This window comes from Silicimonas lutimaris (assembly GCF_047314965.1).
GTDB lineage: Bacteria > Pseudomonadota > Alphaproteobacteria > Rhodobacterales > Rhodobacteraceae > JAVJUV01.
In genome coordinates, this window is record NZ_JBLBVK010000057.1 from 59261 (window position 1) to 82174 (window position 22914).

A 22914-nucleotide genomic window follows, 5' to 3' on the forward strand; every position below is an offset into this window, starting at 1 on the left:
CCTGGAAGGCGGCACTTGCCATTCAGGTGAGTGCCGCCAACCTTGCGTTCTGCCGAGCGATCAGCGTTTCGATCTCGGCTATCGTCGCCGCTGTGAGCTTGGGTCCCGGTGCCCGCACCGTGTCATGCGCAATCGCTCCGCGCTTGGCGAGGATGTATTTCCTGACGGCCAGACCCAGCCCCGGCTGGCTTTCGTAGCGGACCAGCGGCAGATACGCGTCGAAGACGTCCCGTGCGGCGGTCTCGTCCCCTTGCGACACCAGCCGAACCACGTCCCGCATCATTTCCGGGTAGGCAAAGCCGGTCATGGCCCCGTCGGCTCCCCGGATCATCTCTTCCAGCAGGAACTGGCCTCCACTGCCACACAGGATGGATATGCGGCGCGCGCCAGCATCCGAAGCTGCGCGCAAGGTCGAAATCTTTTCCAGCCCGGGCCAGTCCTCGTGCTTCAGCATCACCATCGTCGGGCAGTCTTCGACGATCTTCAGGATCACTCCCGGATCGATCAAGACATTGGTCACCAACGGGAAATCCTGCAGCACCCAGGGAATCTCGCCCAGACGTTCGGCGACTGTCTTGAAGTACCCGATGATCTGCCCGTCGGTCTTCAAGGTCGAGGGTGGCGCCACCATCACGCCCGCGGCTCCCTTGTCCATTGCCACTTTCGACAAGGCTTCGATGGCAGCGAACCCCGGGGCTGAAACGCCGACGATCACGGGCACGTCTGCCCGTGCGCAGATCTTCCCGATGACCCGCTCGCTTTCGTCCGCCGACAGCTTTCCGGCCTCACCCATCATGCCAAGGATCGTCAACCCTGTTGCGCCCTTTTCCATGTAGAAGCCCGTCATCCGGTCGAGGCTTGCCTCGTCCAGCGTTCCGTCGGGCAGAAATGGCGTGGCGGCGATGGTAAAGACACCCTTCGCTGTCTCATCAAGCATCTTTGATCTCCCCATGAATCAGTCGAAGAGTAATTCGCCCAAGCGCCAGGGCAACTGCGGCCTGACAGGGTTCGATAACTGGAAGGCCGGTGTCCTCCTCGATCTCGCTCCGGTACTCCGCCATGCCTGCGCAGCCCATGATCAGCACGTCCGCGCCATCCTCGTCGCGAAGCAGGCGCCCGGTTTCCTTCATCCGGCCCGCGGTCTTCTCCCGATCCGACAGTTCAGTGACCGAAAGACCCAGAGGCCGGTCTCCGGCCAACCGCTCCATCAGTCCCATGTCGCGGAAGGCTGCCAGATGCCGCCTCACGGAAGCCTCGCCGATGGCGATCACGCCAAAGCGGCGACCCAGCGTCAATGCCTGTGTCACCGCTGCCTCGCGAATGCCGATGACCGGAAGTCGAAGCGTTGCGCGCATCCGGGCAACGCCGGGGTCGCTGAAACAGGCCGAGACAATCCCGCTTGCGTCCTTCAGGGAGGCCGCCAGACGCATCTGCGGATCGATCACGCCCGCCACATGCGCGTCCGTCTCGATCCCGGCGGGTCCTTCGGCCAATGTCAGGCACCGGATCGTGTGACCCCAGGCGCGTAACGGATGGACCGCCCGGTCGATTCCCTCAGTCACATGTACCGACGAGTTCGGATTGATGACATAGAGCGTCACGCGCCGGCCCTCGTCGCCGATTGAACTTCGATCTGATAGCCCTCGGGGTCACGGAAGACGAAAGCGCGGATGCCGATGGTGTCATTGACAAAGAGCCGCGAGAGGTCGCTCAGACCTTCTAGGCGTGCCCAGTCATGCCATGCGTCGACGTCTTCCACCCGCAGACAAAGCTGCACGCATTTGTCTTCCTGCCAGTTGTTCATGCCCTTCGCCTCGTCGACCAGCCCGACGTGGGCGTCGTCCGCCAGGCGGAAGATCTTGGCAAATCCCTGGTCGATCATCAGTGGCAGGCCGAGAACATCGCGGTAGAAGGTCTCGGCCCGGTTCAGGTCGCGGTAGTAAAGGAACGTGATCGCCATGAAGGGCGCGGCGGGCGGGGTCACTCCGTCGCCTCCCGGTATTCCCGCGCCGGCGCTGCTGTGCTCGAGACACCTACCGATTCCCGCTCAAGCCAGCGCCCGGCACCAAACGATCCCACGAAAGCGCCGTCTTCGACCACCGCGTCTCCCCGCAGAAACACGGCTTCGGGCCATCCGGTCACGGTTCGCCCTTCCCATGGGTTATAGCCCACGTTGTCGTTCAGATCGTTTGCGCCATAAGTCACCCGTTTGTCCTGGTCCCAGATCACGAGGTCTGCATCGAGGCCCTCGGCGATGTCGCCCTTGCCGCGCAGTCCGTGCACCCGCGCAGGCTCCGAACAGCAGAGCCGCACGAACGCCGAACCGCCCAGCTTCTCGTTGGAAACCATCGCGTCGAACATCAGCGGCAGCCGCACCTCCAGGCCCGGCAATCCGTTCGCCATCTGAGCAAAGGTTGCGTCAGGTCCGGCAGAGAGCTTTCCTGTCTCGTCGTAGCGGTATGGTGCGTGGTCCGAAGAAACCAGCGACAGTGTCCCGTCGGAAAGGCCGTCCCAGAGCGCGTCCTGATCGATTGCGGTACGCTGCGGCGGCGAGCACATCCATTTGGCACCTTCAGTCCCGGAACGATCGAGAATGCTGTCATCCATGAATAGGTAGTGCGGGCAGGTCTCGGCCCAGACCGGCACGCCACGCGCCCTGGCAGCCCGCACGGCGGCCACGCCCTCGGCGGTCGAGATGTGGAACAGCATCACCGGGGTGGCGAAGAACTCGGCGAACGCGATCAATCGTCCTATCGCCTCGATCTCGGCAAGACGCGGATGCGAAAGAGCGTGGTGAACGGGGCGGGTCTTGCCACCAGCCAACAGACGGTCCTTGGTCCAGCCAATCAGCCCGTCATTCTCGGCATGGACGCAGACAAGTGCGCCTTCCTCCTTTGCGATCGAGAGCACCTCGCAGATGGCCCGGTCATCCAGTTTGATGTTGTATGTCGTGAAGACCTTGATCGAGCGATGCCCGGCCCGGATCAATGCCCGAAGATCGTTCGCGGCGTGAGGTGCAGCCCAGTCGCTGACGATAATGTGGAAGGCGTGGTCGATGCCCGCACCGCGTTCTGCGCGTGCCATGTAATCGGACATCGCGTCTGCCAGACGCTGACCCTTTGCCTGGGCGGCAAAGCTCACGACACTGGTCGTTCCGCCCATGGCCGCCGAGCGTGTCGCGGTCTCGAATGTGTCGGCGTTCATCAGGCCCATGCCGGACATCTGTTCGATGTGGCTATGCACATCGACGCCTCCCGGGGATACGATTCTGCCGGTGCAGTCGATCTCGCGGGTGGCCTCTCCGGCGAAATCACCGACAGCCGCTATGCGCCCGCCGCGTACGGCGATATCGGCCTTGCCGTCTGAGTCAGAAGTCAGAACGCGGCCGCCTCGAAGGATCAGATCGAATTTCGACATGGAACGGATTTAGTCAGCGCAGCGGAGTCGCCGCAAGCGGTTAAAGCGCCCTTTCCCAAGACGTCGCGCCTTTGGCCGAAAGTCTGCCATACGTTTCGCCGACGCTTTGCCGCACTTGCGCTTGAACGGTCAGGGCGGCAGTTTGGGCCGGTCCTGTTTCGGAGCCTGTCATGGATGTCGCAAGCCTGTTGTCCTTTCTCGACCGTGGCGGGGTCGTCATCTGGGCCATTTCGGCTCTGAGCCTTTTCACGCTGACTCTGATCTTCTGGAAAGCGCTGCGCCTTGCCCGCTTGGGTGTCTGGGGCGGTGGGAAGGCGGAGCGCGCAGTTGAAGAGTTCAGGCGGACAGGCCAGATTCCGGGTGAGGCTGGTGGCGGTTTGCGATACCGCATCGCCCGCCATGGAATGCAGGCGGTGTCCAACCCGGCGTTCGGCGATCCAGAAGCGCGTGAAGAAACCGAACGGTTCGCGCGTCAGTTACTTGTCGAGGCCCGTTCCGGACTGCGGGCTCTTGACGTCGTCGCGACGGTAGCACCGCTTCTAGGACTGCTGGGAACCGTTTTGGGAATGATCGAAGCTTTTCAGGCCTTGCAAGAGTCGGGTGCCCGGGCCGATCCGTCGGCGCTTGCAGGAGGCATCTGGGAGGCCCTTCTGACGACCGCCGCCGGCATGGCCGTTGCGATTCCGGCGGCACTTGCACTGGCGTGGTTCGAGAGCCTTGTCGACAGGGTTTCCGCGGACGTGGAGGACCTGGCTACGCAGGTTTTCCTTGCAAAGCCGCGCATGGCGGAAAGAGCGGCCGAATGAATCTGACCCGTCCCATGCGCTTGCGCCGTATGGCGCTGACGCCCATGATCGACGTGGTCTTCTTGCTGCTGATCTTTTTCATGCTGGCCGCGAGGTTCGGACAGGAAGGCACAATCGAAATCTCGGCCGGTGGCCAGGGGACGGTGTATGACGGGCCGCCACGCCTGGTTGAGGTATACCCGGAAGCGGTCAGATTGAACGGTGTCCCAGTCTCGGTCGACCAGTTGATTACTTCGCTGGCTGAGCTGACCAAGGATTCCGACGACATCGTTGTTCTGCGCATGCGGGAAGGCGCTGATGTCCAGCGCCTCGTCGATGTTATACAGCAATTGAAGGATGGCGGTTTCAGTTCGCCGGCATTGGTCGAATGATGAACCTGCCCCGAACACGGCGCGCGCCCCGGGACAGCATAGTTCCCATGATCAATGTCGCCTTCCTTCTTCTCGTATTCTTTCTGATGGTCGCCGTGTTTGCGCCGCCTGATCCACTGGACGCGACGCCGCCGGAATCCGGAGCTGGTACCGAGCCGCCGGCATCCGAAACTCTTGTTGTCAGCGGAACGGGCGAACTGGCATTCGGTTCACTACGTGGGGAAGATGTTTTCGGTGCGCTTTCGGCTGGGCCGTTGCAACTGCGGGCCGACGCCAGTCTGGAGGCCGCGGACCTCGCCAGACTTGTCCGACGTTTGGCGGAGATTGGAGTGGCACCGATCGAACTGGTCACGGTCCCACGGCGGGCGCTGGCGGTCGAAGGGACAGGCCGTTAGTCTGGCCGGAAAAGAACAGGGGAGAAGGTATCATGCCGAAAGGTTACATCATCGCGCACATCACCGTTCGCGACCCGGAAGCGTACAAGGAATATGTCGTCAAGGATACGCCGATCCTTGAAGGGCTGGACGGGAAGTTCATCGTTCGCGGCGGACAATCCAAAGTCGTGGAAGGGGAGCTTCACGATCGCCACGTGGTGATCGAATTCCCTTCCTACGAGGCCGCTCTGGCGGCCTACAACGACCCTGACTACCAGGCCGTCGCGGATATTCGGAGGCGCACAGCCGACAGCGCCATCGTCGTTGTCGAGGGCCACGGATAAGCTTTGGTTCCTTGCGGCAGGAAGGCCAAGCGCCCGTCGGTGTCACTCGTGAGGTGCCATTTGAGCTCTGAATTAGCTTTGTTCGCTGACTCGATGACGATGAAAGTGTTTTGATGCAACTTTAAGTTGTGTTTATCTGATTGGATCGGCAGCCGACCAAAGAGTTGCCGGAAGAACAGGGAACCAGATATGGAACACATCCGTAAGGTCCGGCCACAAGGTCGGAAAGGTGGGCCTATGCCCGCGCGCTGCCATGATGTTTTGGGGCAGCATCGAAAATGACTGCGGCTAGTGTATTTGCCGGGAAAGTATTGCTTTACGTAGAAGATGACCCGGTACAGTCGAATGAAACTTTCGCGCGGCTCGGGCTAATGGGTTTTGGAGAAATCCGGTTTGCCAGCGACCTGTGCCAAGCCGAGGCACTGGTTCGGGACATGAGCATAGATGTGGCCTTTCTGGACGTACACCTTGGGATGTCCACGACGCTCGATATCGCCATGGCTCTTGCCAAATCCGGTACCCATGTCGTTTTCACCTCCGGGTACGACCGGGACGAACTGGGAGATCGGTTGGGTGATTTTCCCTTCTTGAAAAAGCCCTTCTCCACAGGCGAGTTGTCGATCGCTCTTGAGGATGCACGAGTCGATCAGCATGGAAGTCTGGCTGCCGAATAAAAAATGGCGGGCCCAAGGGCCCGCCAGTCAAAATGATGCCAACAGGGAGGGCGTTGGCAATCAGAACTCTTACTTCGCAGTCGCCTTCTTGGCGGCGGCGGTCATGTCGTCGGTGGCCTTCTTCACGGCTTTCGTGGCTTCGTCGCCCATGTCTTTGCCGGCGGCCAGCATCAGTTCGACAGTTTCCATCTGAACTTTTTTCGCGATTTCCGCGAATGCAGCCATCGACTCGGCGCTCATTTCAGCTTGAGCGGAAGCGAAGTCGGTCATGGCTTTGGTGTAATCGGTCGGATCGTCCTTGACGTTGGTTACAACGCCCAGCTTGCCGATGGTTGCTTTGGTCCACGACGCGGAAATCTCGGTCGATTTCTCGGCAGCTTCGAGGACGACTTTCGACATCTTGTCGGCAAAGGCAGCCTGGGTCTTGAAGGCTTCCTGCATCGCCGAGGTGTCGACGGGGAATGCGCCCATCATGTCTTTCATCATCTTGGTGTAGTCGTTGGTAGCTTTCGCCATTGGTCTCACTCCAGGTGCTTACATTTTTAGCGGGGAGACCCGCTTTCTGCGTGTGCAAAACATATACATGCTGCGCCGCAGCATTGCAAGTGGCATTGCTGCGGCGCAGCAAAAAAAATTTTCTCTTGAGTTAAGCGCCTGATCCCTTTGGAACTTCCACGACATAAGTCCCAGGCGCCGGCGCAAGAACCGGGTGCGACGGAAGTGAACCGGGAATTCTCGCGGGCACAAGCTTGCCGGAATGGCCAGTCAACCAGCCATCCCATTCCGGCCACCAAGAGCCCTCCCGGAATTCTGCGTTTTGCAGCCAAGTGTCCGCATCGCCGGTCATATCGTCGTTCACATAGTGACCGTATTTCTTTTTGCTGGGCGGGTTTACGATCCCCGCGATGTGTCCGGATTCCGACAGAATGAACTTCTTAGAGCGGCTGCCCATCTGCTGGATTCCTCCAAAGCTCGATTTCCAGGCCGCAATATGGTCCGTCTCGCAAGCTATCGCGCAAAGCGGAACCTTGACGTCCCTGATCTGAAGCGTCTCTCCAAGAAGGTCAAAGCCTTCTCGAGCGAACTTGTTCTCCTGACAAAGTCCGCGCAGGTACTCCATTGTCATGCACGCCGGCAAGTTCGTGCCATCGCCGTTCCAGAAAAGAAGATCGAATGCAGGTGGGGCTTCTCCCATCATGTAGCTTTTGATGGCCGGTCCGTAGATCAGATCATTTGAACGTAGGAAGCTGAAGGTCCGGCTCATGATGAAGCTTTCAAGAATGCCGACCTTCTCAACCTCGTCCTCGATCGAGTCGACGAAATCGTTGGAAAGGAACACGCCGACTTCGCCTTGGTCCTCGAAGTCGGTCAAGGTTGTGAAGAACGTTGCGGATTTGATCGATTTGTCGCCGCGTTTCTGCATAAGCGAAAGCGTCAGCGACAATGTCGTTCCGGCAATGCAGTAGCCAACCGCATTGACCTGCTTTTCCCCGGTGATCGTTTTCACCTGGTCAATTGCCGTCAGATATCCCTTTTCAACATAGTCGCCCATACCGAAGTCGCGGTAGCTGGCGTCCGGGTTTTTCCAGCTGACAACGAACAGGGTGTAGCCCTGATCAACGATCCATTTGATCAGGCTATTCTGCGGTTTCAGGTCGAGAATGTAGAACTTGTTGATCCAGGGCGGAAAGATGACCAGAGGCGTCTTGTGAACCTTGTCCGTCGTCGGCGCGTATTGGATCAGTTCGAAAATCTCGTTGCGAAAGACAACCGAACCTTCCGTCGTGCCGATATTTTTGCCGACCTTGAACGCATTTTTGTCGGCCAAGGTGACCAGAAGTTCGCCGTCTGACGCTTCGATGTCGTGAACAAGGTTTTCCAGCCCATCGACCAGCGATTGCCCATCCGTTTCGACAGCGCGAGCAAGAGCCTCCGGGTTAGTACCAAGGAAGTTCGTCGGGCTGAGCATATCTACGATCTGCTGCGTGAAGTAGCGGACCCGCTTCTTGTCCACGGCGTCAAGGCCTTCGAGATCGCCGACGGATTCGGCGATGGCCTTGGACGAAAACAGATACTGCTGCTTCAAAAAATTGAAGTATGGGTGCTCATCCCATATCGGACTGGTAAAGCGCCTGTCCTTCGGGCCCGGATCCTGCGGCGGAGCCAGTTTGCCTTGCGCCAAGTTTTGTTGCGCCTCCACATAATGGACAAGCGCCTTGCTCCAGTAGCTGACCTGGTGTTCCAGAATCTTCGAAGGGTTCGACATCAGCTCGGCAAGGTAGGCCGCCGCAGCCTTCACATAGAGATCGTGCCCAGGGCCTTGCAGGCCGGGATTGACGGATTTTTTCTGCGACAGCGCGGTGACCAGGCGCTGCGACAGTTCCTCGATCCTAGCGACATTTTTGTTCAATCTCTCAAGTTTTTCAGAGTTTTCAGTTTCTTTTGTTGTCATGGATTGGGATCCGTCATACTTTGCACGCGCAGCAAACGTGCTGCAGCTGTTGCCTGCCATCGTAGCGCCGCCGGGCTCTCGCAGCAAAGCGACGTTTTGGCTCGTGCCGAACCAAGGGTGCCATTTATGCGCTACATGATCACATATGACCTGATGGAGACAATCCGGAACACAAACCAGTGGGCCGGTGCAACTGCTCAGGCAATGGCTTCCTATCCCATTTGGGGAATGGTTCCGCACCCCGCTTTCAGAATGATGGCTGCCTGGGGCGAGGTTACAGAGCGATCCTTTTCCAGGATGGTTGCCAAGCCGGATTGGGGCATCGACACTGTTGTCGGTTCCGACGGACGTGATCACCTTGTGACGGTCGAAACAGATCTGTCGCGTGCCTTTGGAGATCTGATCCGCTTCCGGGTGCAGGGTCGCAAAGACAAACCGCGCCGTGTTCTTCTGGTTGCCCCGATGTCCGGGCACTACGCCACTCTGCTGCGTTCGACAGTTCAGAGTTTGTTGCCGGATGCCGACGTCTGGATCACCGATTGGCACAACGCGCGCGACATCCCCGTGAGCGAAGGCAAGTTCGACGTCGAAGACTACACTCTCTACCTGAGCGACTTCATTCGTCACCTTGGCCCTTCGATCAATGTGATTGCCGTTTGCCAGCCGGCGCCGCTGGCCTTGGCGGCGACGGCGTATCTGGCGGCAGAAGAGCCCTCGGCACAGCCGCAGACGTTGACACTGATTGGCGGACCGATCGACCCTGATGCGGCGCGCACCGATGTCACGGATTTCGGGCGTCGCGTAACAATGGGGCAGCTTGAGCAGTTCATCGTACAGAGGGTTGGGTTCAAGTATGCCGGTGTCGGCCGTATGGTCTATCCGGGGCTGTTGCAGTTGGCTTCTTTCATGTCGATGAATGCCGAAACGCACAGCGGTGCGTTCGCTGACCAGATCATTCGTGTCGCCAACGGCAATGCTGGCGATCACGACAAGCACAACAAATTCTATGACGAATATCTGGCTGTCATGGACATGACCGCGGAATTCTACCTTTCCACGGTCGAACGGGTCTTCAAGAACCGCGAAATCGCTCGCAATGAATTCACCGTTGCAGGACGCAAGGTCGACATTGCGGCCATAACCGATGTTGCCGTCAAGGTTGTCGAAGGCGAGCGGGACGATATCAGCGCACCGGGTCAGTGCCGCGCTGCGTTGAACCTCTTGAGTGGCCTTCCTGATAAGCGGAAGGCATGGCACCTTGAGCCTGGTGCCGGACATTACGGGATTTTTGCCGGGAAAGCCTGGCGGAACAACATCCGCCCGTTGGTTCTCAATTTCATTGACGCCAACACGCCTGCAACCGTCGAGCGCAAGAAAAGCGCCTGATCCTCTTGATCAGGTCCAGTTAACCTGCGTTCCGCCTGGCAGCGCGGCCCTTGCTCGCATCGGAAAATCGAACCTGTAATCGGCCGATTGGCAGAATTCAGCGATCCACGCATCGTCCATCAGTAGAAAATCCAGGACCGATGCCAGGAATTCCGGGTCCTTCGCGCTTTGCCGAAGGTCGGATGCTGACGCGCCCGTTGCGCCCAGAAATACGGGGAGCAACTCATCATTTCTGACCAGCCAGGACAAAGCTTCAATGGCCAGAAGCTCGGCAGAATCCAGCGACAGCGGGGTCATCGATGGCCTCATGGCAAGAGATTATTAACGCTTATGGGAAATGAATCGGGGATGAAACTGTAATTTTAGTTAAACCGGGTGAATTGATGCCAAAGCGATTGCTGCTCGTGGATCCGATCCCGACCCACAGGATTCGCCTTAAGGCCGTTCTGCGCGCAGCGCAGTACGACATTACTTCGGTGGATCGCATCGCATGTGTAAGCGGTGCGATAGCCGCTTCACCTGTTGATCTGATTTTGCTCAACACTTCGGGAACGGACCCGGCACAGGCGATGTCGCGCCTTACCAAAGCCACTGGTCCGTCAGGAGTTCCCGTTCTTTGCCGCGATGACGAAGCGGGTCCGCTCAGGCGGATGCAGGCGCTTGCGACGGGCGCTTGCGACATGGTCGCGACGCGTGTGCCGGAAACCCTGCTGCTTGCACGGTTGCGAGGGATTCTGCGTGATGCCGAAGCCATTGGAGAACTGGAGCGCCGCAGGGTTGCGGCTGCATCGTTTGGTTTCAGGGAGCAAGCGGCCCGGTTCGGCACTGTAGGACGTATTGTTTGCGTGACGCTCGGGAGCCCATCTCTGGCGCTACAGGAGGATCTTCGGTCCGTTTCCCACACAATGACAGGATTGACCCGGGATGAGTTGCTCCGCGACGAGGGCATTCGGTCGACCCCTGACGCCGTACTGCTTGAGGTCGGCGCAGAGGCCGCCGACCAGTTGGATGCTGTGCTCCCCGAGATTCGCGCAAGAAGCCACCTTCGCGACGCGTCCGTCATAGTAATCCATCCCATGGGCGCTCACGATCTTGCCGTGCGGGCGCTTAACCTGGGCGCTTCCGAGATCGCGGAGGTGGGTTCGTCGGGCCTTGAGCTCGGGCATCGGATCGAGACCATGCTGTCCCGCAAGCGAGTCCGGGACTCCCTTCGGCGTAGCACGGAAGAGAGTTTCCGGCTGGCGACGACCGACCCTCTCACAGGCTTGTTCAACAGGCGTTATGCTGAAGTCTATCTCTCTGATGCGCTCTTGCGAGCAAAAGAAACAGGGCGCCCCCTGACCGTGATGATGGTCGATATCGATCACTTCAAGTCTGTCAACGACACCTATGGTCATGCGTCGGGAGACGCGGTGTTGCTCGCAGTCGCATCTCGTATCCGAGACAATCTCCGTGCCATGGACCTTGTGTCGAGGCATGGTGGAGAAGAATTCCTTGTCATCCTTCCCGATATCGCAGGACATGAGTCGGAACTGGCGGCAGAGCGACTGCGCGATAGCATTTCCAGTGTGCCGATCTTGCTTCCGGACGGCACACCGTTGACAGCAACCATTAGCATTGGTGTGGCTGTCTCACAGGCATCTTGGCTTCAATCGGAAAGCTCGAAGGCAAGTTCGTCTGTGGATTATGCAGCGGCGGAGCACCAAGCAGGGTCGCTTATGGATGAGTTGATATCTTGCGCCGACGCAGCGCTTTATGCCGCCAAAAATGGCGGCAGGAACCGTGTATCGATCAGTCGGAGGGCCGCTTCAGCCGCCTGAACGATTGTTCCAGCGCATCGGCGTAGGCGTTTCGCTCGCTCACGGACATGGCCTCAAGGCGTTCCAGAAGCAGTCGTTCGCCTATTTCCTGCCGGTTGACCGCAACGTTTCGTTGTTCCTTCAGGAGTTCGGCGACGGTCTTTGGATCGTAGGGCTCCATACGAAGCGCAGATAGAAATGCCTCGAAGCGGGCTCGCAGGCTTTCCCGGCTTTCCCGAATTTGCGGCGCGTCGCGTACGATCTCCCTAAGCATTGCCCGACGCTGTTCATCGGGAAGCGCCCTCAGGAACGGCTCTCCAACGAGGCCTCGCGCCGACGCGAATTCCGAACGCTTTGGTCCGCCGGGGGATGCGAGCCACCCGACAACCATTCCGGCAATCAGAAGATTCAGCGCCAAGGATATGAACAGCAGCGGGTAAAGCCAGCGGCGCGGTTTCTTTTCATTCTCTGCCATCGAGCTTCCTCAGTAGTCCAGTGCCATCAGATCGGCGGATGGCAGGAACGCCCCTATGCCTATTGCTTCCGTGGTGTCATAGCCTGCGGCCAGTGTGTTCAAGGTTTCGGGCATAACGAACCCGATCCATACGCCGAGTGCCGCCGCTCCGGTCAGTCCGGAGGCCGCGAAAAACATCTTGAAGCCTTCGAACAGGCCAGTTGCCGCCCCTGTACGTCTCGGTGTCGAAGCGGCCTGAGGGACCATGGCCTCCATGTCCGCGGCCAAGCGTTCCATGAACACCGGGTCGGCAACGGGTGCGGCCAGTTTTGCAGCTCCGAACAGCGCGTCGAGAGCTTTTTCCTCGGCCTTCATTTCATGTTCAGCCATCGCCGTATCCCAATTCTTCCTTGCGCCCGGCCAGTGCAGCCGTCAGTGCGCGTTTCCCCCGGGCCGTCAGACTCTCCACAGCCTCGACGCCGATGTCCATGATCGCAGCAATCTCGGGGTTGGACAGGCCCTCGAGATGTCTCAACACGACCGCCTGCCTTTGGCGGTCGGGCAATATTTCCAAGGCACGATCCAGAGCAGCGGATCGTTCGGTCTCGGTCATCTGCTCGACTGCACTTGCAATAGTCGAGGCTGGCTCCGCAATTCCATCAATTCCAACTTGCGGTCGATGGACCCGGGACCGGAGCCTGTCGGTGCAGAGATTAACCGCGACCCTGTACGCCCAGGTCGAAACCTGTGCTTCTCCTTGCCGCCAGTCCGGAGCCATCTTCCAGAGACGCAGCATTGTTTCCTGTACGACGTCCTCGGCTTCTGTTCGGTCTGCAAGCACTCTGGCCGCGTGCGAGAACAGCTTTGGCGCCAGCCGATCAAGCAATGTTCGTCCGGCAGCACGATCGCCGTTGGCGAAAGCCACAAGCAGCGCCTCATCGGGCGCGTCTTCAAATGCTGACGCCACGTTTCGCTGGTCCATTGCGTTACCGGCTTAGCGCCGGACCGCCACTGGGGCAATCCGGCGCTTGTCGGACTCAGTTGTTGCCTCGACCCCATCCGCGACCTTCTTCCCGGCCTTTTCCGTCGCGGAACTTGCCACGACGCTCGGCCATCTGTTGCTTAGCCGCTTCGAACTCTTCGGCGCTAACGCCACCCGAGTTGTCGGTGTCGAAGCGAGACAGCATCCGTTCACCCGGCTGGCGCCCCATACGGCTTTCCAGAACGTCGCGGCTCAGAACGCCGTCTCCGTCAGCATCAAGTCGCGCAAACATTTCGTCAGCGCGTTCGGCAGCGCGAGCCTGCGCATGCGCCCTGAACTCCTCGGCCGTGACCGAACCGTCACCGTCGGCATCGAACTGCGCAAATCTCTGTTCCTTCAGCGCCTCGAGGTCTTCAAGTGTGATCTCTCCCGAACCGTCCGCGTCGAGTGCTTCAAAAGTCATTCCTTCGCCGCGCATGCCGCGATCCTGTGCCTCGGCAACGCCGACACCTGCGGTGATTGCCAGCGTGGCCACCAGAATTTTAAGGGTTGAGTTGTCCATCTCTGAGGTCTCCTTGCCATCATGAATACCCTTTCAACGGCGAACCGCCGGGTTTCCGTCGCAAGAAGTGAAAAAAATTAGTGAGGCATCGGATTGGTGGCCTGGGTATAGGGCCTCCAGTCCGCGATCTCGGGGTAAAACTGGGCTCGCCATTGGCGGACCCTGGGATTCATCTTGCGCCGCCAAAGCGGAGGGATCATGGCAAGTGTGGTCATTGCCGGATAGCCGTGAGGCAATTGCGGTGCGTCGTCCTCGGAATAAGTCTGAAGAAGCGGAAACCGCCGGTTCGGATTGTAGTGGTGATCGGAGTGGCGCTGAAGATTGATGAGGAGCCGATTTGACGCCATATGGGCAGCGTTCCAGCTGTGATGCGGCTTCTGTGGTTCGTACTTTCCGTCGCCAAGATGTTTTCTGGTCAGCCCGTAGTGCTCGACATAATTGACCAGTTCCAGCTGCCAGACTGCCACGAAAGCCTGGAACAGAAACAGAAGCAGACCCATCCATCCGCCGACGACAAGCGCCAGGAGCAGCCAGCTCAGATCGAGCCAGACATACCGCCAGAAGGGATTGGATCGGTCCCACACCGGAAGACCCTTGCGGGCAAGCATGGCCTTTTCGGCATTCCATGACGATACAAGGCTTTGCGCCAAGACGCGCGGGAAGAACCAGTAAAACGACTCGTTGTACCTTGCTGTAACCGCATCGCGCGGCGTTGCCACATATCGGTGATGCACGAGAAGATGTTCCGAACGGAAATGACCATAGAGTGCCATTGTCATCAGAAGATCGCCCAGCCAACGCTCGAGCCGGTTCTTCTGATGCAACAACTCATGTGCGTAGACGATTCCGATTGTGCCCGAGAGAACGCCGACGCCAAATGCGACGCCGAACATCTCAAATGTCGAAAGGTAATCGGACCGGACCATGTAGCCGATGGTGCCGAAGACCGTCAGAAATTGTACCGGAGCCCAGACAACCGTGGCCATCCTGTGCCAGAACAGGGCGCCGTCGTCGGCGTTGATGTCAGCGTTGTTCAGATCCAGCCCGTACAAACGATCGAGGATGGAAAAAAGCGCCCAGGTTGCAAGAGGGACCAGCGCAATCGCAAAGCTTCCATAGATCGCAGCGATCCACGCAAACGGAACCAAGGCCAGCGAGACCCAGAAGGGCAGCGCATTCGGCACTCCATAGCTCCGGTCAGTCCCGGACATCCCCGATCCCTATTCCGACGTTTCTGGTTTTATAGCCGTTGTGTTGATGACCGTTCAACAAGTCGTCCGTCAGTGACTACCATTTCATATACCTTTCGCATGACGGTTGGCAGCGCGGACGGACGGAATTCGGCAGAAGGAACGAAAGTGCCACGAGTAGTCCCGGTGTCCACCGGTGTGCAGGCCAACCTCAGGGCAAGACGCAGATGGAAATGGGTGAAGGTATGCCGAACCTCAACTCCCGGATCTGTCCACTCAGCGCTGATGGGGGGCGATTCCTCTGGAAGCTTCTCTTCCCAATCGGTCCCCGGCCAGCCCAACATGCCACCAAGCAAGCCGGTTTCCGGTCGGGTTTCGAGGAGCCAGGCGCCATCATCCCTTCGAGCGACATACACCAGCCCCAGCCGAACCGGTTTGGCTTTCTTCGGTGTTTTCTTTGGCAACTCCTTTGCGGTGCCCAGCATTCGCGCAGCGCAACACCGCATCCATGGACAAATCCCGCAAGCCGGAGATCGGGTTGTGCAGATCGTTGCGCCAAGGTCCATGACCGCTTGAGCATAGTCTCCCGGCCGGTCGCCTGGGGTCAGCGCCTCCGCAAGTCGTGTGAGTTCGGGTTTCGCCGATGGCAATGGCGTTTCTACCGCGTGGATGCGGGCCATGACGCGTTCAACGTTGCCGTCGACGACCGTGGCGGGCTCGTCGAAGGCAATGGCCGCGATGGCAGAGGCGGTGTAGGGGCCGATTCCCGGAAGTTTCATAAGTTCGTCACGTGTTTCCGGAAACCGGCCGCCATGTTCCTGGGCGACGACGCGTGCACATTTGAGAAGGTTGCGGGCCCGCGCGTAATAACCAAGCCCGGCCCATTCGGCCATTACGGTGGAATCTTCGGCGGCGGCCAAAGAGTTGACGGTCGGCCAAAGCTCCGTGAACTTCATGAAGTAGGCGCGGACAGCTGCAACCGTTGTCTGTTGAAGCATGACTTCGGAGAGCCAGACGCGGTAGGGATCGGGCCGCATTCCTCCACTGCGATCTCGCGGACTGATGCGCCACGGCATCGTGCGCGCATTCGCATCGTACCAGTCCAGAAGCGTCCGGGCGCTTGGTGCGTCACGCAATGTTTATCTCTCCAGATCGGGCTTTCTGCTGGCGAAAGTGTCAGCGATGCCTAAAATGTGGGGGAGAGCTACGACAAGGCAAGGCAATGTCGGACATTGCGTCCCAGCATGGGGCAAAACGAAGGAAAAAGGGTTTCGAACGCGCCTCCAGTCTCGTCGCGGGACGGGTCAGGTCTGCGGGAGAGGCGAGAGGATTCGCCGTCACCCGGCTTCTGACGCATTGGCCCGACATCGTCGGCCCGGATATCGCTGCTGCAGCCCGTCCTGTCGAGGTGAGCTACGGACGCGGCTTTGGCGCTACGCTCACCCTTTTGACAACGGGTGCTCAGGCACCAATGCTTGAGATGCAAAAGGAGACGATCCGCGAAAAGGTGAATGCGTGCTATGGCTATGCCGCCATTCAAAGAGTTCGCCTTACGCAGACTGCGGCCACCGGTTTTGCTGAGGGTAAGGCGCAGTTCGACGGATACAGGCTCGAAAATGACGAGACTATCGAGCGTGAGGTGCCCCTATCCGTGCAGTCGGCGGCAAGTGGCGTAGAAGATAACAATCTTCGAATGGCGCTTGAACGTCTTGGGGCCAACGTCCTATCTCGAAAGAAACAGTAAAAAAGGTTTCTGCTGATGAACCGTAGATTTTCCATCCTCGCGGCTTTCGCCGTTATCCTGGCCGCAAGCGCTTTCTTCTTCGGGAGCCGTCCGGCAGACCCGATCGGAGCTGCTTTTGCGCAGGACAACGCTTCCGCTGCCGAAATCGATACATCGATGATCCAGGAGATGTCGCTGGGCAATCCCGATGCTGCTGTGACAGTCATCGAGTATGCGTCCTTTACTTGTCCGCATTGCGCGCGTTTCCACACGGAAGTTTTCAAGCAACTCAAGGCGGATTTCATCGATACCGGAAAGATCAATTTCGTTTATCGCGAGGTTTATTTCGACCGCTTCGGCCTTTGGGCCGCCATCGTCGCGCGTTGCGGAGAAGGTGCCGAAAACCGTTTCTTCGGCATTGCCGACATGGTGTACGAGCAGCAGGGAACATGGGCCCGCCAGGAAAACCCTGCAGACATCGTCGAAAGCCTGCGCAAGATCGGCAAGACGGCGGGTCTAACCGATGCGCAGCTCGACCAATGCTTCACCGACGGCGATACGGCTCAGGCGATGTACGCCAGGTGGCTTCAGCAGTCTGAAGAGGACGACATCACTTCGACCCCCAGCTTCATCATCAACGGCAAGAAATATGCGAATATGCCCTATGACGAGATGAAGTCAGTCATCGAAGCTGCGCTGGGCGAGGGTTAACGCAGGCGCTAGAGACCTGCCCGTTTAAGCGCAATATCCAGTGCCTCGGCGTTGGTGAATTCAAGGCGAACGGGCAGGGTCAACACTTTTGGGCGGAAGGTCTTGGGCAGACGCACCGCGTCTTTTTCTGTGGTGACAAGTTGAGCGGAAAGTGCCGCTGCTTCGATTTCCAGACGTTTCATCAGGGCCTCCGTCAACGGCTGATGGTCGGTGAGAGCTTCGGCGCGGATCAATTCCGCGCCTAGATCCCGCAACGTCCAGAAGAACTTTTCGGGATGGCCTATTCCTGCAAACGCCAGAACACGCAGGCCAGCCCAGTCCATGCCGGTTTGTAGAGGCTTCAGTTGGGCGGTTGCCCGTGGGACCATCAGGTCACCGTGCCAGGTCTTGGAGAAATGGCCCTGTGCCGTGGGGTCGCCGATCGAAATCAGAAGGTCGGCGCGGGACAATCCTTCCGGCACGGGTTCGCGCAGTGGTCCGGCCGGCAGTACCCGACCGTTCCCGAAACCCCTTGCGGCGTCGACCACGACAATACTGAGGGTCTTTGCGACCGAAGGGTTCTGAAATCCGTCGTCCATCAGGATGACTTCGGCACCGGCTGTCTCGGCCGCGGCGACGCCCGCGGCACGGTCCTTTGCCACCCAGGTTGGCGCAAAAGCGGAGATCAGCAGAGGCTCGTCGCCGACTTCCTCGGCTGTGTGCCTTCGTTCATCGACCTGAAGCGGACCGGCTGCACTCCCGCCGTAACCCCTTGACACAACATGGACCTGATGCCCCTTCAGGCGCTCGATCAAGGCAATGACAGTTGGTGTCTTGCCTGTTCCGCCGACGTTCAAGTTGCCAACGCAGATGACCGGAACGTGGGGCGCAAAAGCCGGCGGCTGCGTAACTCGCCGACGTGTGCCGGCGGCGTAGAGGGCGCCAAGCGGCGACAACAGCCGCGCCTGCCAGCCGGGATCGCCCGGTGGATTGCTCCAGAATCGTGGAGGCCTCATGTTCCGGCCTCGCGTTCGTCCAAAGCGACGTTGATCAGTTCGGCGAGACGCTCGACCACATGAGCACTCTCCGTGGTGACCCGCCATCCGGCCTGGGCGAGTTCTGCGGCCTTGTCCGGCGCGAGAAGCCTTTGGACCGCCTCGCCGAGTTCAGTCGCGTTGCCAATCCGAATGCAGGCGTTCGCTGTCGCGAGATTCTGAAAGCGTGAGGCTGCGGTTCCGGTATGGGGGCCATGAAGAACCGCGGAGCCTAGCGATGCGGGTGCGTAAGGATCCGAGGGCGTGGCTTCCGAATCCAAGGTTCCGCCGACAAATGTAACCGGAGCGAGCCGATACCACAGTCCGTGCTCTTCCCTGCCGTCTGCGACCAGAACCTGAATAGTGTCATCGACGCAATCGCCTACAGAGCTCTGCGCGACTTCCCAGCCCTTGTCCGAAAGCCTGCTGGCAATAGAGTTGCCCTGCTCAGTCGGCGATGGAATGATGACCAGGAGCAACCGATGCGCAAAGCGGAAAGCACTCCGGTGTGCTGCTTCAACGCTGTCGATTTCCGCCTCAGTCACATCGGCAGCCAACCAGACGGGACGACCGCGCAGTAGCTTTGCCGTTTCGTCGCGTTCGGTTTCACTGCACGGCAGGGCGAAGGTCGTATCGCTAAGGGGGCCGGTCACTTCGGTCCGGATCCCTTTGTGCAGATGTCTGTGTAGAACCTCGGCATCCGCCGCCGATGCGGCGAGGCATGCATCGAACTCGGCAAGGAGCGGTGACGACAGGTAGGATAGCCGTCGTCGGGCGGCTAGGCCGCCGCGACGGGATGCTGCAAGATAGAGCGGCATTCCGCGTTTTCGGGCCGCGTGGACAAGGTTGGGACGGTCCGGAGTTCCAAGAATGATCCCAACGTCGGGATGCCAGTAGTCCAGGAACCTGGCGACCGATCCGGAGGTTTCACCGGGTGCAAGTTGATGAATTGATTGGCTTGCCACTGGTGGAACCAGCGCACCAGCCTGGACTGTTGTGACCAGCACGTGAAATGCTTCACCCCGCGTTTTCTCAAGTTCTTGCGCGATGGCTGGAGCCGCTCCTGCCTCTTCCGGTGTCTCGGCATGCAGCCATAAGAGGTATCCGTCCGGACGCGCTCGGCTGGGATGTCCAAGACGCTCGGTTGCCTGTGGCTCCTCGCGGTCGCGGCCGCGTGAAAGCGATATGTCCCGTAAACGCCCGGCGGCGAAGAGAAGGCGGGAAACCAGCCTTGGAGTCCTGCTGGTCAGTTGCCCAGCTCCTCGGTTGAGGAGGCCGCGAGTTCTTCGTCGCGGAGGCGGTGGATGTGCGCGATGTAGTAGCGCATGTGGGCGTTGTCGACCGTGCGCTGAGCCTCGGATTTCCATGCGTTGTAAGCGCTTTGGTAGTCGGGATACATTCCCACGATGTGAATGTCCTCGACATCCTTGAACACGTTCTTCGACGGATCGACCAGTTCGCCGCCGAAGACAAGATGCAGTCTCTGGGCCATTCGCTACTCCTGCTGTTCCGCGCGCGAGGCTAACGTTTCACGTTCTGGGGTCAAGCGTGGGAAAACGTGTTATTCACGGCTGACGACAAGGGGAGAAACGAATGCGCGTTCTGCTTCTGGGAGCGACGGGAACAGCGGGGCGCGCCACCCTGACAGCGCTTGCCGATGCCGGGTACGATGTGGTGGCGCTCTACCGGGGCGATGAGCCCCCGATCCCGGAAAGCGAACGCATTTCTTTCAGAAAAGCAGACGTTTCCGCCCCCCTCTCCCTGAAACATGATGGCATTCGAGGCGAGCGCTTCGACGCGCTTGTCACTACGCTAGCTTCGCGAACGGGGGTGCCGGAAGAGGCTTGGGCGATCGACCACCGGGCGAATGCCGAGGCGTTGCGGCAGGCCTGCGAAGCGGGGGTGACACGGGTTGTGGCGCTGTCCGCGATCTGTGTCCAGAAACCGATGCTGGCCTTCCAGTTCGCCAAGCTGGCCTTCGAGGACGAACTGGTGAAATCCGGTGTCGACTATTCCATCGTAAGACCCACGGCTTTCTTCAAATCTCTGTCCGGGCAGATCGAGAGGGTGAGAAACGGTAAGCCATTTTTATTGTTCGGAAACGGGGAGTTGACGCGCTGCAAGCCGATCAGTGACCGGGACCTGGGGCGGTTCATGGCGCTGTGCCTGACGGATGCAGACAAGGGTAACCGCGTCCTGCCGATCGGCGGGCCGGGGCCTGCGATCAGCCTGAAGGACCAGGGCGAGGAACTTTTCCGGCTGTCCGGACAACAGCCCCGGTTCCGGCATTTGCCTGTCGGGATTTTCGACGCGATCGGAACGGTTCTGCGTTTGGGCGGCCATGTCTCGAAAGGATTTAAAACTAAGGCAGAGCTGGCCCGGATCGGAAAATACTATGCCACCGAGTCCATGCTGGTCTGGGATGCTGGGAAGAGACGTTATGACGCCGATGCAACGCCGGAATTCGGAGAAGATACGCTGTTTCAGCACTATGCCAAAGTGCTCTCAAAAGGACAGTCCGTCGACCTTGGGGCGCATCGCGTGTTCGGAAGCTGAGCGCACGCAGGCAACGGGCGTACGGTGGCGTTACTTCGAAACGCTTTGGAATGTTAACGGCCATATTTTGTTGGGGAGTGAGAGGCGGCCGCAAGGCGGCAAACCGTATGCAAAGCGTCGGCAAAGCGTATGGCAATGGTATGTCGCCCCGGCCACCGTCCCACCACATGCTGTGCAACCGTTAACTAAGGTAAACGGGGCATTAAGGTTCATGTCCGCCAAGATCGTCTGCCCGCGTGACGTCAGCTGGGAACGGGCGCGGCCTCGTGCAGAAGTCCCTTCGCTATCAGAGCGGACCAGAACGCCGACGGGATCGGTGTTTCGAACCATTGGAGGACCTGCCGAAGTTCGCCTTTGTCGCGCGGACCGGGGATGACCGAAGTGACGACCTGGTTGGCCAGAGGAAACTGAAGCGCGGCGGCGGCCAAGGGGATCGAGAATTCGTCGGCCAGCGCACCCAGTGCACGGGCCTTCTCGACGACCTCGGCAGGAGCTTTGGCGTAGTTCCACGTATCGCGTCCAACGAGGATACCGGAATTGAACGGGCCGCCACAGATGATGGTGGTACCCGCTGCCTTGCAGGCGGGGAAGAGCGTGTCGAGCGCCGTCTGTTCCAGAAGCGTGTAGCGGCCCGCCAGCAGAAAAACGTCCCAGTCGCCGACGCCAAGCGCGTCTTCGCAAACCTGGTTTTCATTGACGCCCAGTCCGATTGCCTTGACGTTTCCGGCCCGACGCAACTCGTCCATGGCCCGGTAGCCGCCTTCGGCAAGATCGCGGAAATGGCGCTCGTTCTCGGCACCATGCTGGAAAGCCCCGATGTCATGGGCCAACAGGATGTCGATGCGTTCCAGTCCGAGGCGCTGCAGGCTGTCTTCATAGGCGCGCATGATCCCGTCGTATCCGTAGTCGTAGACAACGTGGAACGGCAGCGGGTCGATCATGCCGAAATCCATCGGGTTCTCGACGGCCCCGGGACGCAGAAGCCGTCCGACCTTGTCGGACAGGATGTAGTCGGTGCCGCGCAGCACGTCGCCCATCACCCGTTCCGAACGCCCGAACCCATACCAGGGCGCGGTGTCGAAATAGCCGATCCCCGCCTGACGCGCGGCCTCGATCAGTTCGACTGCCTGACTGTTGTCCAGATCGACGAAATTCCCGCCCAGCGGCGCCCCGCCAAGACCGAGCGTGTCGATCATCAATCCGGTGCGTCCGACCTGACGTTTTTCCATCGTTCTCCTCCTGCGTGTTTTGGTATGTACTGTGGAACCATGTCTTGCACTGGATTTCCAGATGCCGAGACCGATTGCTCGATCCGCCGATCTGGCAGGGTTCGGGTTTGGCATACAAAAGCGAAAAGGTTCGAAAATGTCCGATACCCCGCGAAACCAGCAGACCGACACGCGCAGGATGAAGGCGATCCTTGTCCTTGCCGCGACGATCGCGTTCATCAGTGCGCCCATCTGGTCAAGCGGGTTCGGCGGCTTCAACCCAGACGATTTCCCGGTGCGCCTTGAGAACCCCGGGATTCAACCCGCGGGCTATGTCTTTGCGATCTGGGGGCTGATCTATCTCTGGCTTCTGGTTTCGGCCGCATTCGGTCTTTTCGCGCGCGCCGAAGACAGCGGCTGGGATGGGATGCGCTGGTGGCTGGCCGCGAGTCTTGCCATCGGCACGCCCTGGATCTCCGTGGCCAGTGTCAGCCCGGTCTGGGCGACGGTTCTCATTGTCGCGATGCTGATCCCGGCCCTGCTTGCGCTGCGCGTCACGCCGCCGGCCGACAAGTGGATGCTGCGCGCGCCCGTTGCGCTGTACGCCGGCTGGCTCAGCGTTGCCACGGCTGTCTCTTTCGGCGTTCTGCTGACTGGGTACGGCGCGCCGCTGTGGGCCTGGGTTGTCCTGCCGGTCGCGATTCTGGGCGCGGCGTGGTTTCAGGTTGGGCGTGCCGGTGCGCCGCTTTACGGCCTGGCGGTTGCCTGGGGGCTTGCCGGGATCGTCGTGCGCAACCTGTCGGTGGGCGATGCGGTGCCCGCGATGGGGGCGGCTGTTCTGGTGGTGGCGATGATTGCGGCGGCTGTTTCCTCGGCCCGCCAGGCGGAGTGA

Annotated in this window: 28 protein-coding genes; 11 read left to right on the forward strand and 17 right to left on the reverse strand. The window is 59.6% G+C overall.

Going from position 1 to position 22914, the window contains the following annotated elements:
- Positions 1-22 precede the first annotated feature (22 nt).
- The 4 genes from ACKLNI_RS18755 to hydA are packed head-to-tail and all read right to left on the reverse strand — an operon-like array spanning position 23 to position 3417.
- Entirely contained in the window at positions 23-937 is a 915-nt protein-coding gene (locus tag ACKLNI_RS18755; RefSeq protein ID WP_413720626.1) for a dihydrodipicolinate synthase family protein, read from the reverse strand.
- Entirely contained in the window at positions 930-1601 is a 672-nt protein-coding gene (locus tag ACKLNI_RS18760; RefSeq protein ID WP_413720627.1) for an aspartate/glutamate racemase family protein, read from the reverse strand. Before ACKLNI_RS18760 ends, ACKLNI_RS18755 begins: the two co-directional genes overlap by 8 nt.
- A complete protein-coding gene (locus ACKLNI_RS18765) occupies positions 1598-1984 on the reverse strand; it encodes a VOC family protein (protein WP_413720628.1) in 387 nt (128 codons plus the stop codon). The genes ACKLNI_RS18760 and ACKLNI_RS18765 overlap by 4 nt, the downstream gene beginning before the upstream one ends.
- Entirely contained in the window at positions 1981-3417 is a 1437-nt protein-coding gene (gene hydA, locus ACKLNI_RS18770; protein ID WP_413720629.1) for a dihydropyrimidinase, read from the reverse strand. The genes ACKLNI_RS18765 and hydA overlap by 4 nt, the downstream gene beginning before the upstream one ends.
- A 170-nt stretch (positions 3418-3587) precedes the next feature.
- Between hydA and ACKLNI_RS18775 the strand changes: the two genes are divergently transcribed.
- The 5 genes from ACKLNI_RS18775 (at position 3588) to ACKLNI_RS18795 (ending at position 5986) form a co-directional block, all read left to right on the forward strand.
- The gene (locus ACKLNI_RS18775) at positions 3588-4223 is read left to right on the forward strand and encodes a MotA/TolQ/ExbB proton channel family protein (protein ID WP_413720630.1); all 636 of its coding nucleotides are present in this window, start codon (positions 3588-3590) and stop codon (positions 4221-4223) included.
- Entirely contained in the window at positions 4220-4594 is a 375-nt protein-coding gene (locus tag ACKLNI_RS18780) for an ExbD/TolR family protein (protein ID WP_413720631.1), read from the forward strand. The genes ACKLNI_RS18775 and ACKLNI_RS18780 overlap by 4 nt, the downstream gene beginning before the upstream one ends.
- A gap of 47 nt (positions 4595-4641) precedes the next feature.
- A complete protein-coding gene (locus ACKLNI_RS18785; protein WP_413720632.1) occupies positions 4642-4989 on the forward strand; it encodes an ExbD/TolR family protein in 348 nt (115 codons plus the stop codon).
- Positions 4990-5021: 32 nt separating this feature from the next.
- Positions 5022-5312 carry a DUF1330 domain-containing protein gene (locus ACKLNI_RS18790; RefSeq protein ID WP_413720633.1) on the forward strand — a complete coding sequence of 97 codons (291 nt, stop codon included), beginning with the start codon at positions 5022-5024 and terminating at the stop codon, positions 5310-5312.
- A 371-nt stretch (positions 5313-5683) separates the two neighbouring features.
- Positions 5684-5986, forward strand: coding sequence for a response regulator (locus ACKLNI_RS18795; protein ID WP_413720634.1), 303 nt, complete (start codon positions 5684-5686; stop codon positions 5984-5986).
- Between the two features lie 69 nt (positions 5987-6055).
- Here ACKLNI_RS18795 and ACKLNI_RS18800 read toward each other — a convergent pair whose 3' ends face one another.
- On the reverse strand, positions 6056-6502 hold the full coding sequence (locus ACKLNI_RS18800; protein ID WP_413720635.1) for a Phasin: 447 nt from the start codon (positions 6500-6502) through the stop codon (positions 6056-6058).
- A 130-nt stretch (positions 6503-6632) separates the two neighbouring features.
- Positions 6633-8438, reverse strand: coding sequence for a class I poly(R)-hydroxyalkanoic acid synthase (gene phaC, locus ACKLNI_RS18805; RefSeq protein WP_413720802.1), 1806 nt, complete (start codon positions 8436-8438; stop codon positions 6633-6635).
- Between the two features lie 126 nt (positions 8439-8564).
- Here phaC and phaZ point away from each other — a divergent pair, with 126 nt between their 5' ends.
- Positions 8565-9824, forward strand: a complete 1260-nt coding sequence (phaZ, locus tag ACKLNI_RS18810; RefSeq protein WP_413720636.1) for a polyhydroxyalkanoate depolymerase — start codon at positions 8565-8567, stop codon at positions 9822-9824.
- A 9-nt stretch (positions 9825-9833) separates the two neighbouring features.
- Here the strand turns inward: phaZ and ACKLNI_RS18815 are convergent, their stop codons facing one another.
- On the reverse strand, positions 9834-10121 hold the full coding sequence (locus ACKLNI_RS18815) for a DUF3572 domain-containing protein (RefSeq protein WP_413720637.1): 288 nt from the start codon (positions 10119-10121) through the stop codon (positions 9834-9836).
- An 86-nt stretch (positions 10122-10207) separates the two neighbouring features.
- Between ACKLNI_RS18815 and ACKLNI_RS18820 the strand changes: the two genes are divergently transcribed.
- Positions 10208-11644: a diguanylate cyclase gene (locus ACKLNI_RS18820; protein WP_413720638.1), complete on the forward strand. Its 1437-nt coding sequence runs from the start codon at positions 10208-10210 to the stop codon at positions 11642-11644.
- Here ACKLNI_RS18820 and ACKLNI_RS18825 read toward each other — a convergent pair.
- The 6 genes from ACKLNI_RS18825 to mutY form a co-directional block, all read right to left on the reverse strand.
- A complete protein-coding gene (locus tag ACKLNI_RS18825) occupies positions 11616-12098 on the reverse strand; it encodes a periplasmic heavy metal sensor (RefSeq protein WP_413720639.1) in 483 nt (160 codons plus the stop codon). The genes ACKLNI_RS18820 and ACKLNI_RS18825 overlap by 29 nt on opposite strands.
- A 9-nt stretch (positions 12099-12107) precedes the next feature.
- Positions 12108-12467 carry a hypothetical protein gene (locus tag ACKLNI_RS18830; RefSeq protein WP_413720640.1) on the reverse strand — a complete coding sequence of 120 codons (360 nt, stop codon included), beginning with the start codon at positions 12465-12467 and terminating at the stop codon, positions 12108-12110.
- Positions 12460-13059, reverse strand: coding sequence for an RNA polymerase sigma factor (locus ACKLNI_RS18835; protein WP_413720641.1), 600 nt, complete (start codon positions 13057-13059; stop codon positions 12460-12462). Before ACKLNI_RS18835 ends, ACKLNI_RS18830 begins: the two co-directional genes overlap by 8 nt.
- Before the next feature lie 55 nt (positions 13060-13114).
- Positions 13115-13621 (reverse strand): EF-hand domain-containing protein, encoded by a 507-nt coding sequence (locus ACKLNI_RS18840; RefSeq protein WP_413720642.1) that lies wholly within the window; start codon positions 13619-13621, stop codon positions 13115-13117.
- Between the two features lie 77 nt (positions 13622-13698).
- Positions 13699-14832 carry an alkane 1-monooxygenase gene (locus tag ACKLNI_RS18845; protein ID WP_413720643.1) on the reverse strand — a complete coding sequence of 378 codons (1134 nt, stop codon included), beginning with the start codon at positions 14830-14832 and terminating at the stop codon, positions 13699-13701.
- Between the two features lie 29 nt (positions 14833-14861).
- Positions 14862-15947 (reverse strand): A/G-specific adenine glycosylase, encoded by a 1086-nt coding sequence (gene mutY, locus ACKLNI_RS18850; protein ID WP_413720644.1) that lies wholly within the window; start codon positions 15945-15947, stop codon positions 14862-14864.
- A gap of 86 nt (positions 15948-16033) precedes the next feature.
- On the opposite strand from mutY, the gene ACKLNI_RS18855 reads away from it, so the two are divergent.
- Together ACKLNI_RS18855 and ACKLNI_RS18860 are read left to right on the forward strand one after the other, a co-directional pair.
- Positions 16034-16555 (forward strand): DUF721 domain-containing protein, encoded by a 522-nt coding sequence (locus ACKLNI_RS18855; RefSeq protein ID WP_413720645.1) that lies wholly within the window; start codon positions 16034-16036, stop codon positions 16553-16555.
- A gap of 15 nt (positions 16556-16570) precedes the next feature.
- Entirely contained in the window at positions 16571-17245 is a 675-nt protein-coding gene (locus ACKLNI_RS18860) for a DsbA family protein (RefSeq protein WP_413720646.1), read from the forward strand.
- An 8-nt stretch (positions 17246-17253) separates the two neighbouring features.
- Here ACKLNI_RS18860 and lpxK read toward each other — a convergent pair whose 3' ends face one another.
- From lpxK to ACKLNI_RS18875, 3 genes are read right to left on the reverse strand one after another with little or no spacing between them, the layout of a single operon-like run.
- Entirely contained in the window at positions 17254-18240 is a 987-nt protein-coding gene (lpxK, locus tag ACKLNI_RS18865) for a tetraacyldisaccharide 4'-kinase (protein ID WP_413720647.1), read from the reverse strand.
- The gene (locus ACKLNI_RS18870; protein ID WP_413720803.1) at positions 18237-19619 is read right to left on the reverse strand and encodes a 3-deoxy-D-manno-octulosonic acid transferase; all 1383 of its coding nucleotides are present in this window, start codon (positions 19617-19619) and stop codon (positions 18237-18239) included. The genes lpxK and ACKLNI_RS18870 overlap by 4 nt, the downstream gene beginning before the upstream one ends.
- Complete coding sequence (locus ACKLNI_RS18875) at positions 19505-19750, reverse strand: DUF4170 domain-containing protein (RefSeq protein WP_413720648.1); 246 nt, start codon at positions 19748-19750, stop codon at positions 19505-19507. Before ACKLNI_RS18875 ends, ACKLNI_RS18870 begins: the two co-directional genes overlap by 115 nt.
- Before the next feature lie 101 nt (positions 19751-19851).
- Here ACKLNI_RS18875 and ACKLNI_RS18880 point away from each other — a divergent pair, with 101 nt between their 5' ends.
- Positions 19852-20814, forward strand: coding sequence for an NAD(P)H-binding protein (locus tag ACKLNI_RS18880; protein ID WP_413720649.1), 963 nt, complete (start codon positions 19852-19854; stop codon positions 20812-20814).
- Positions 20815-21056: 242 nt separating this feature from the next.
- On the opposite strand, the gene ACKLNI_RS18885 is transcribed toward ACKLNI_RS18880, so the two are convergent.
- The gene (locus tag ACKLNI_RS18885) at positions 21057-22043 is read right to left on the reverse strand and encodes an aldo/keto reductase (protein WP_413720650.1); all 987 of its coding nucleotides are present in this window, start codon (positions 22041-22043) and stop codon (positions 21057-21059) included.
- Between the two features lie 136 nt (positions 22044-22179).
- Between ACKLNI_RS18885 and ACKLNI_RS18890 the strand changes: the two genes are divergently transcribed.
- On the forward strand, positions 22180-22914 hold the full coding sequence (locus tag ACKLNI_RS18890; RefSeq protein WP_413720651.1) for a hypothetical protein: 735 nt from the start codon (positions 22180-22182) through the stop codon (positions 22912-22914).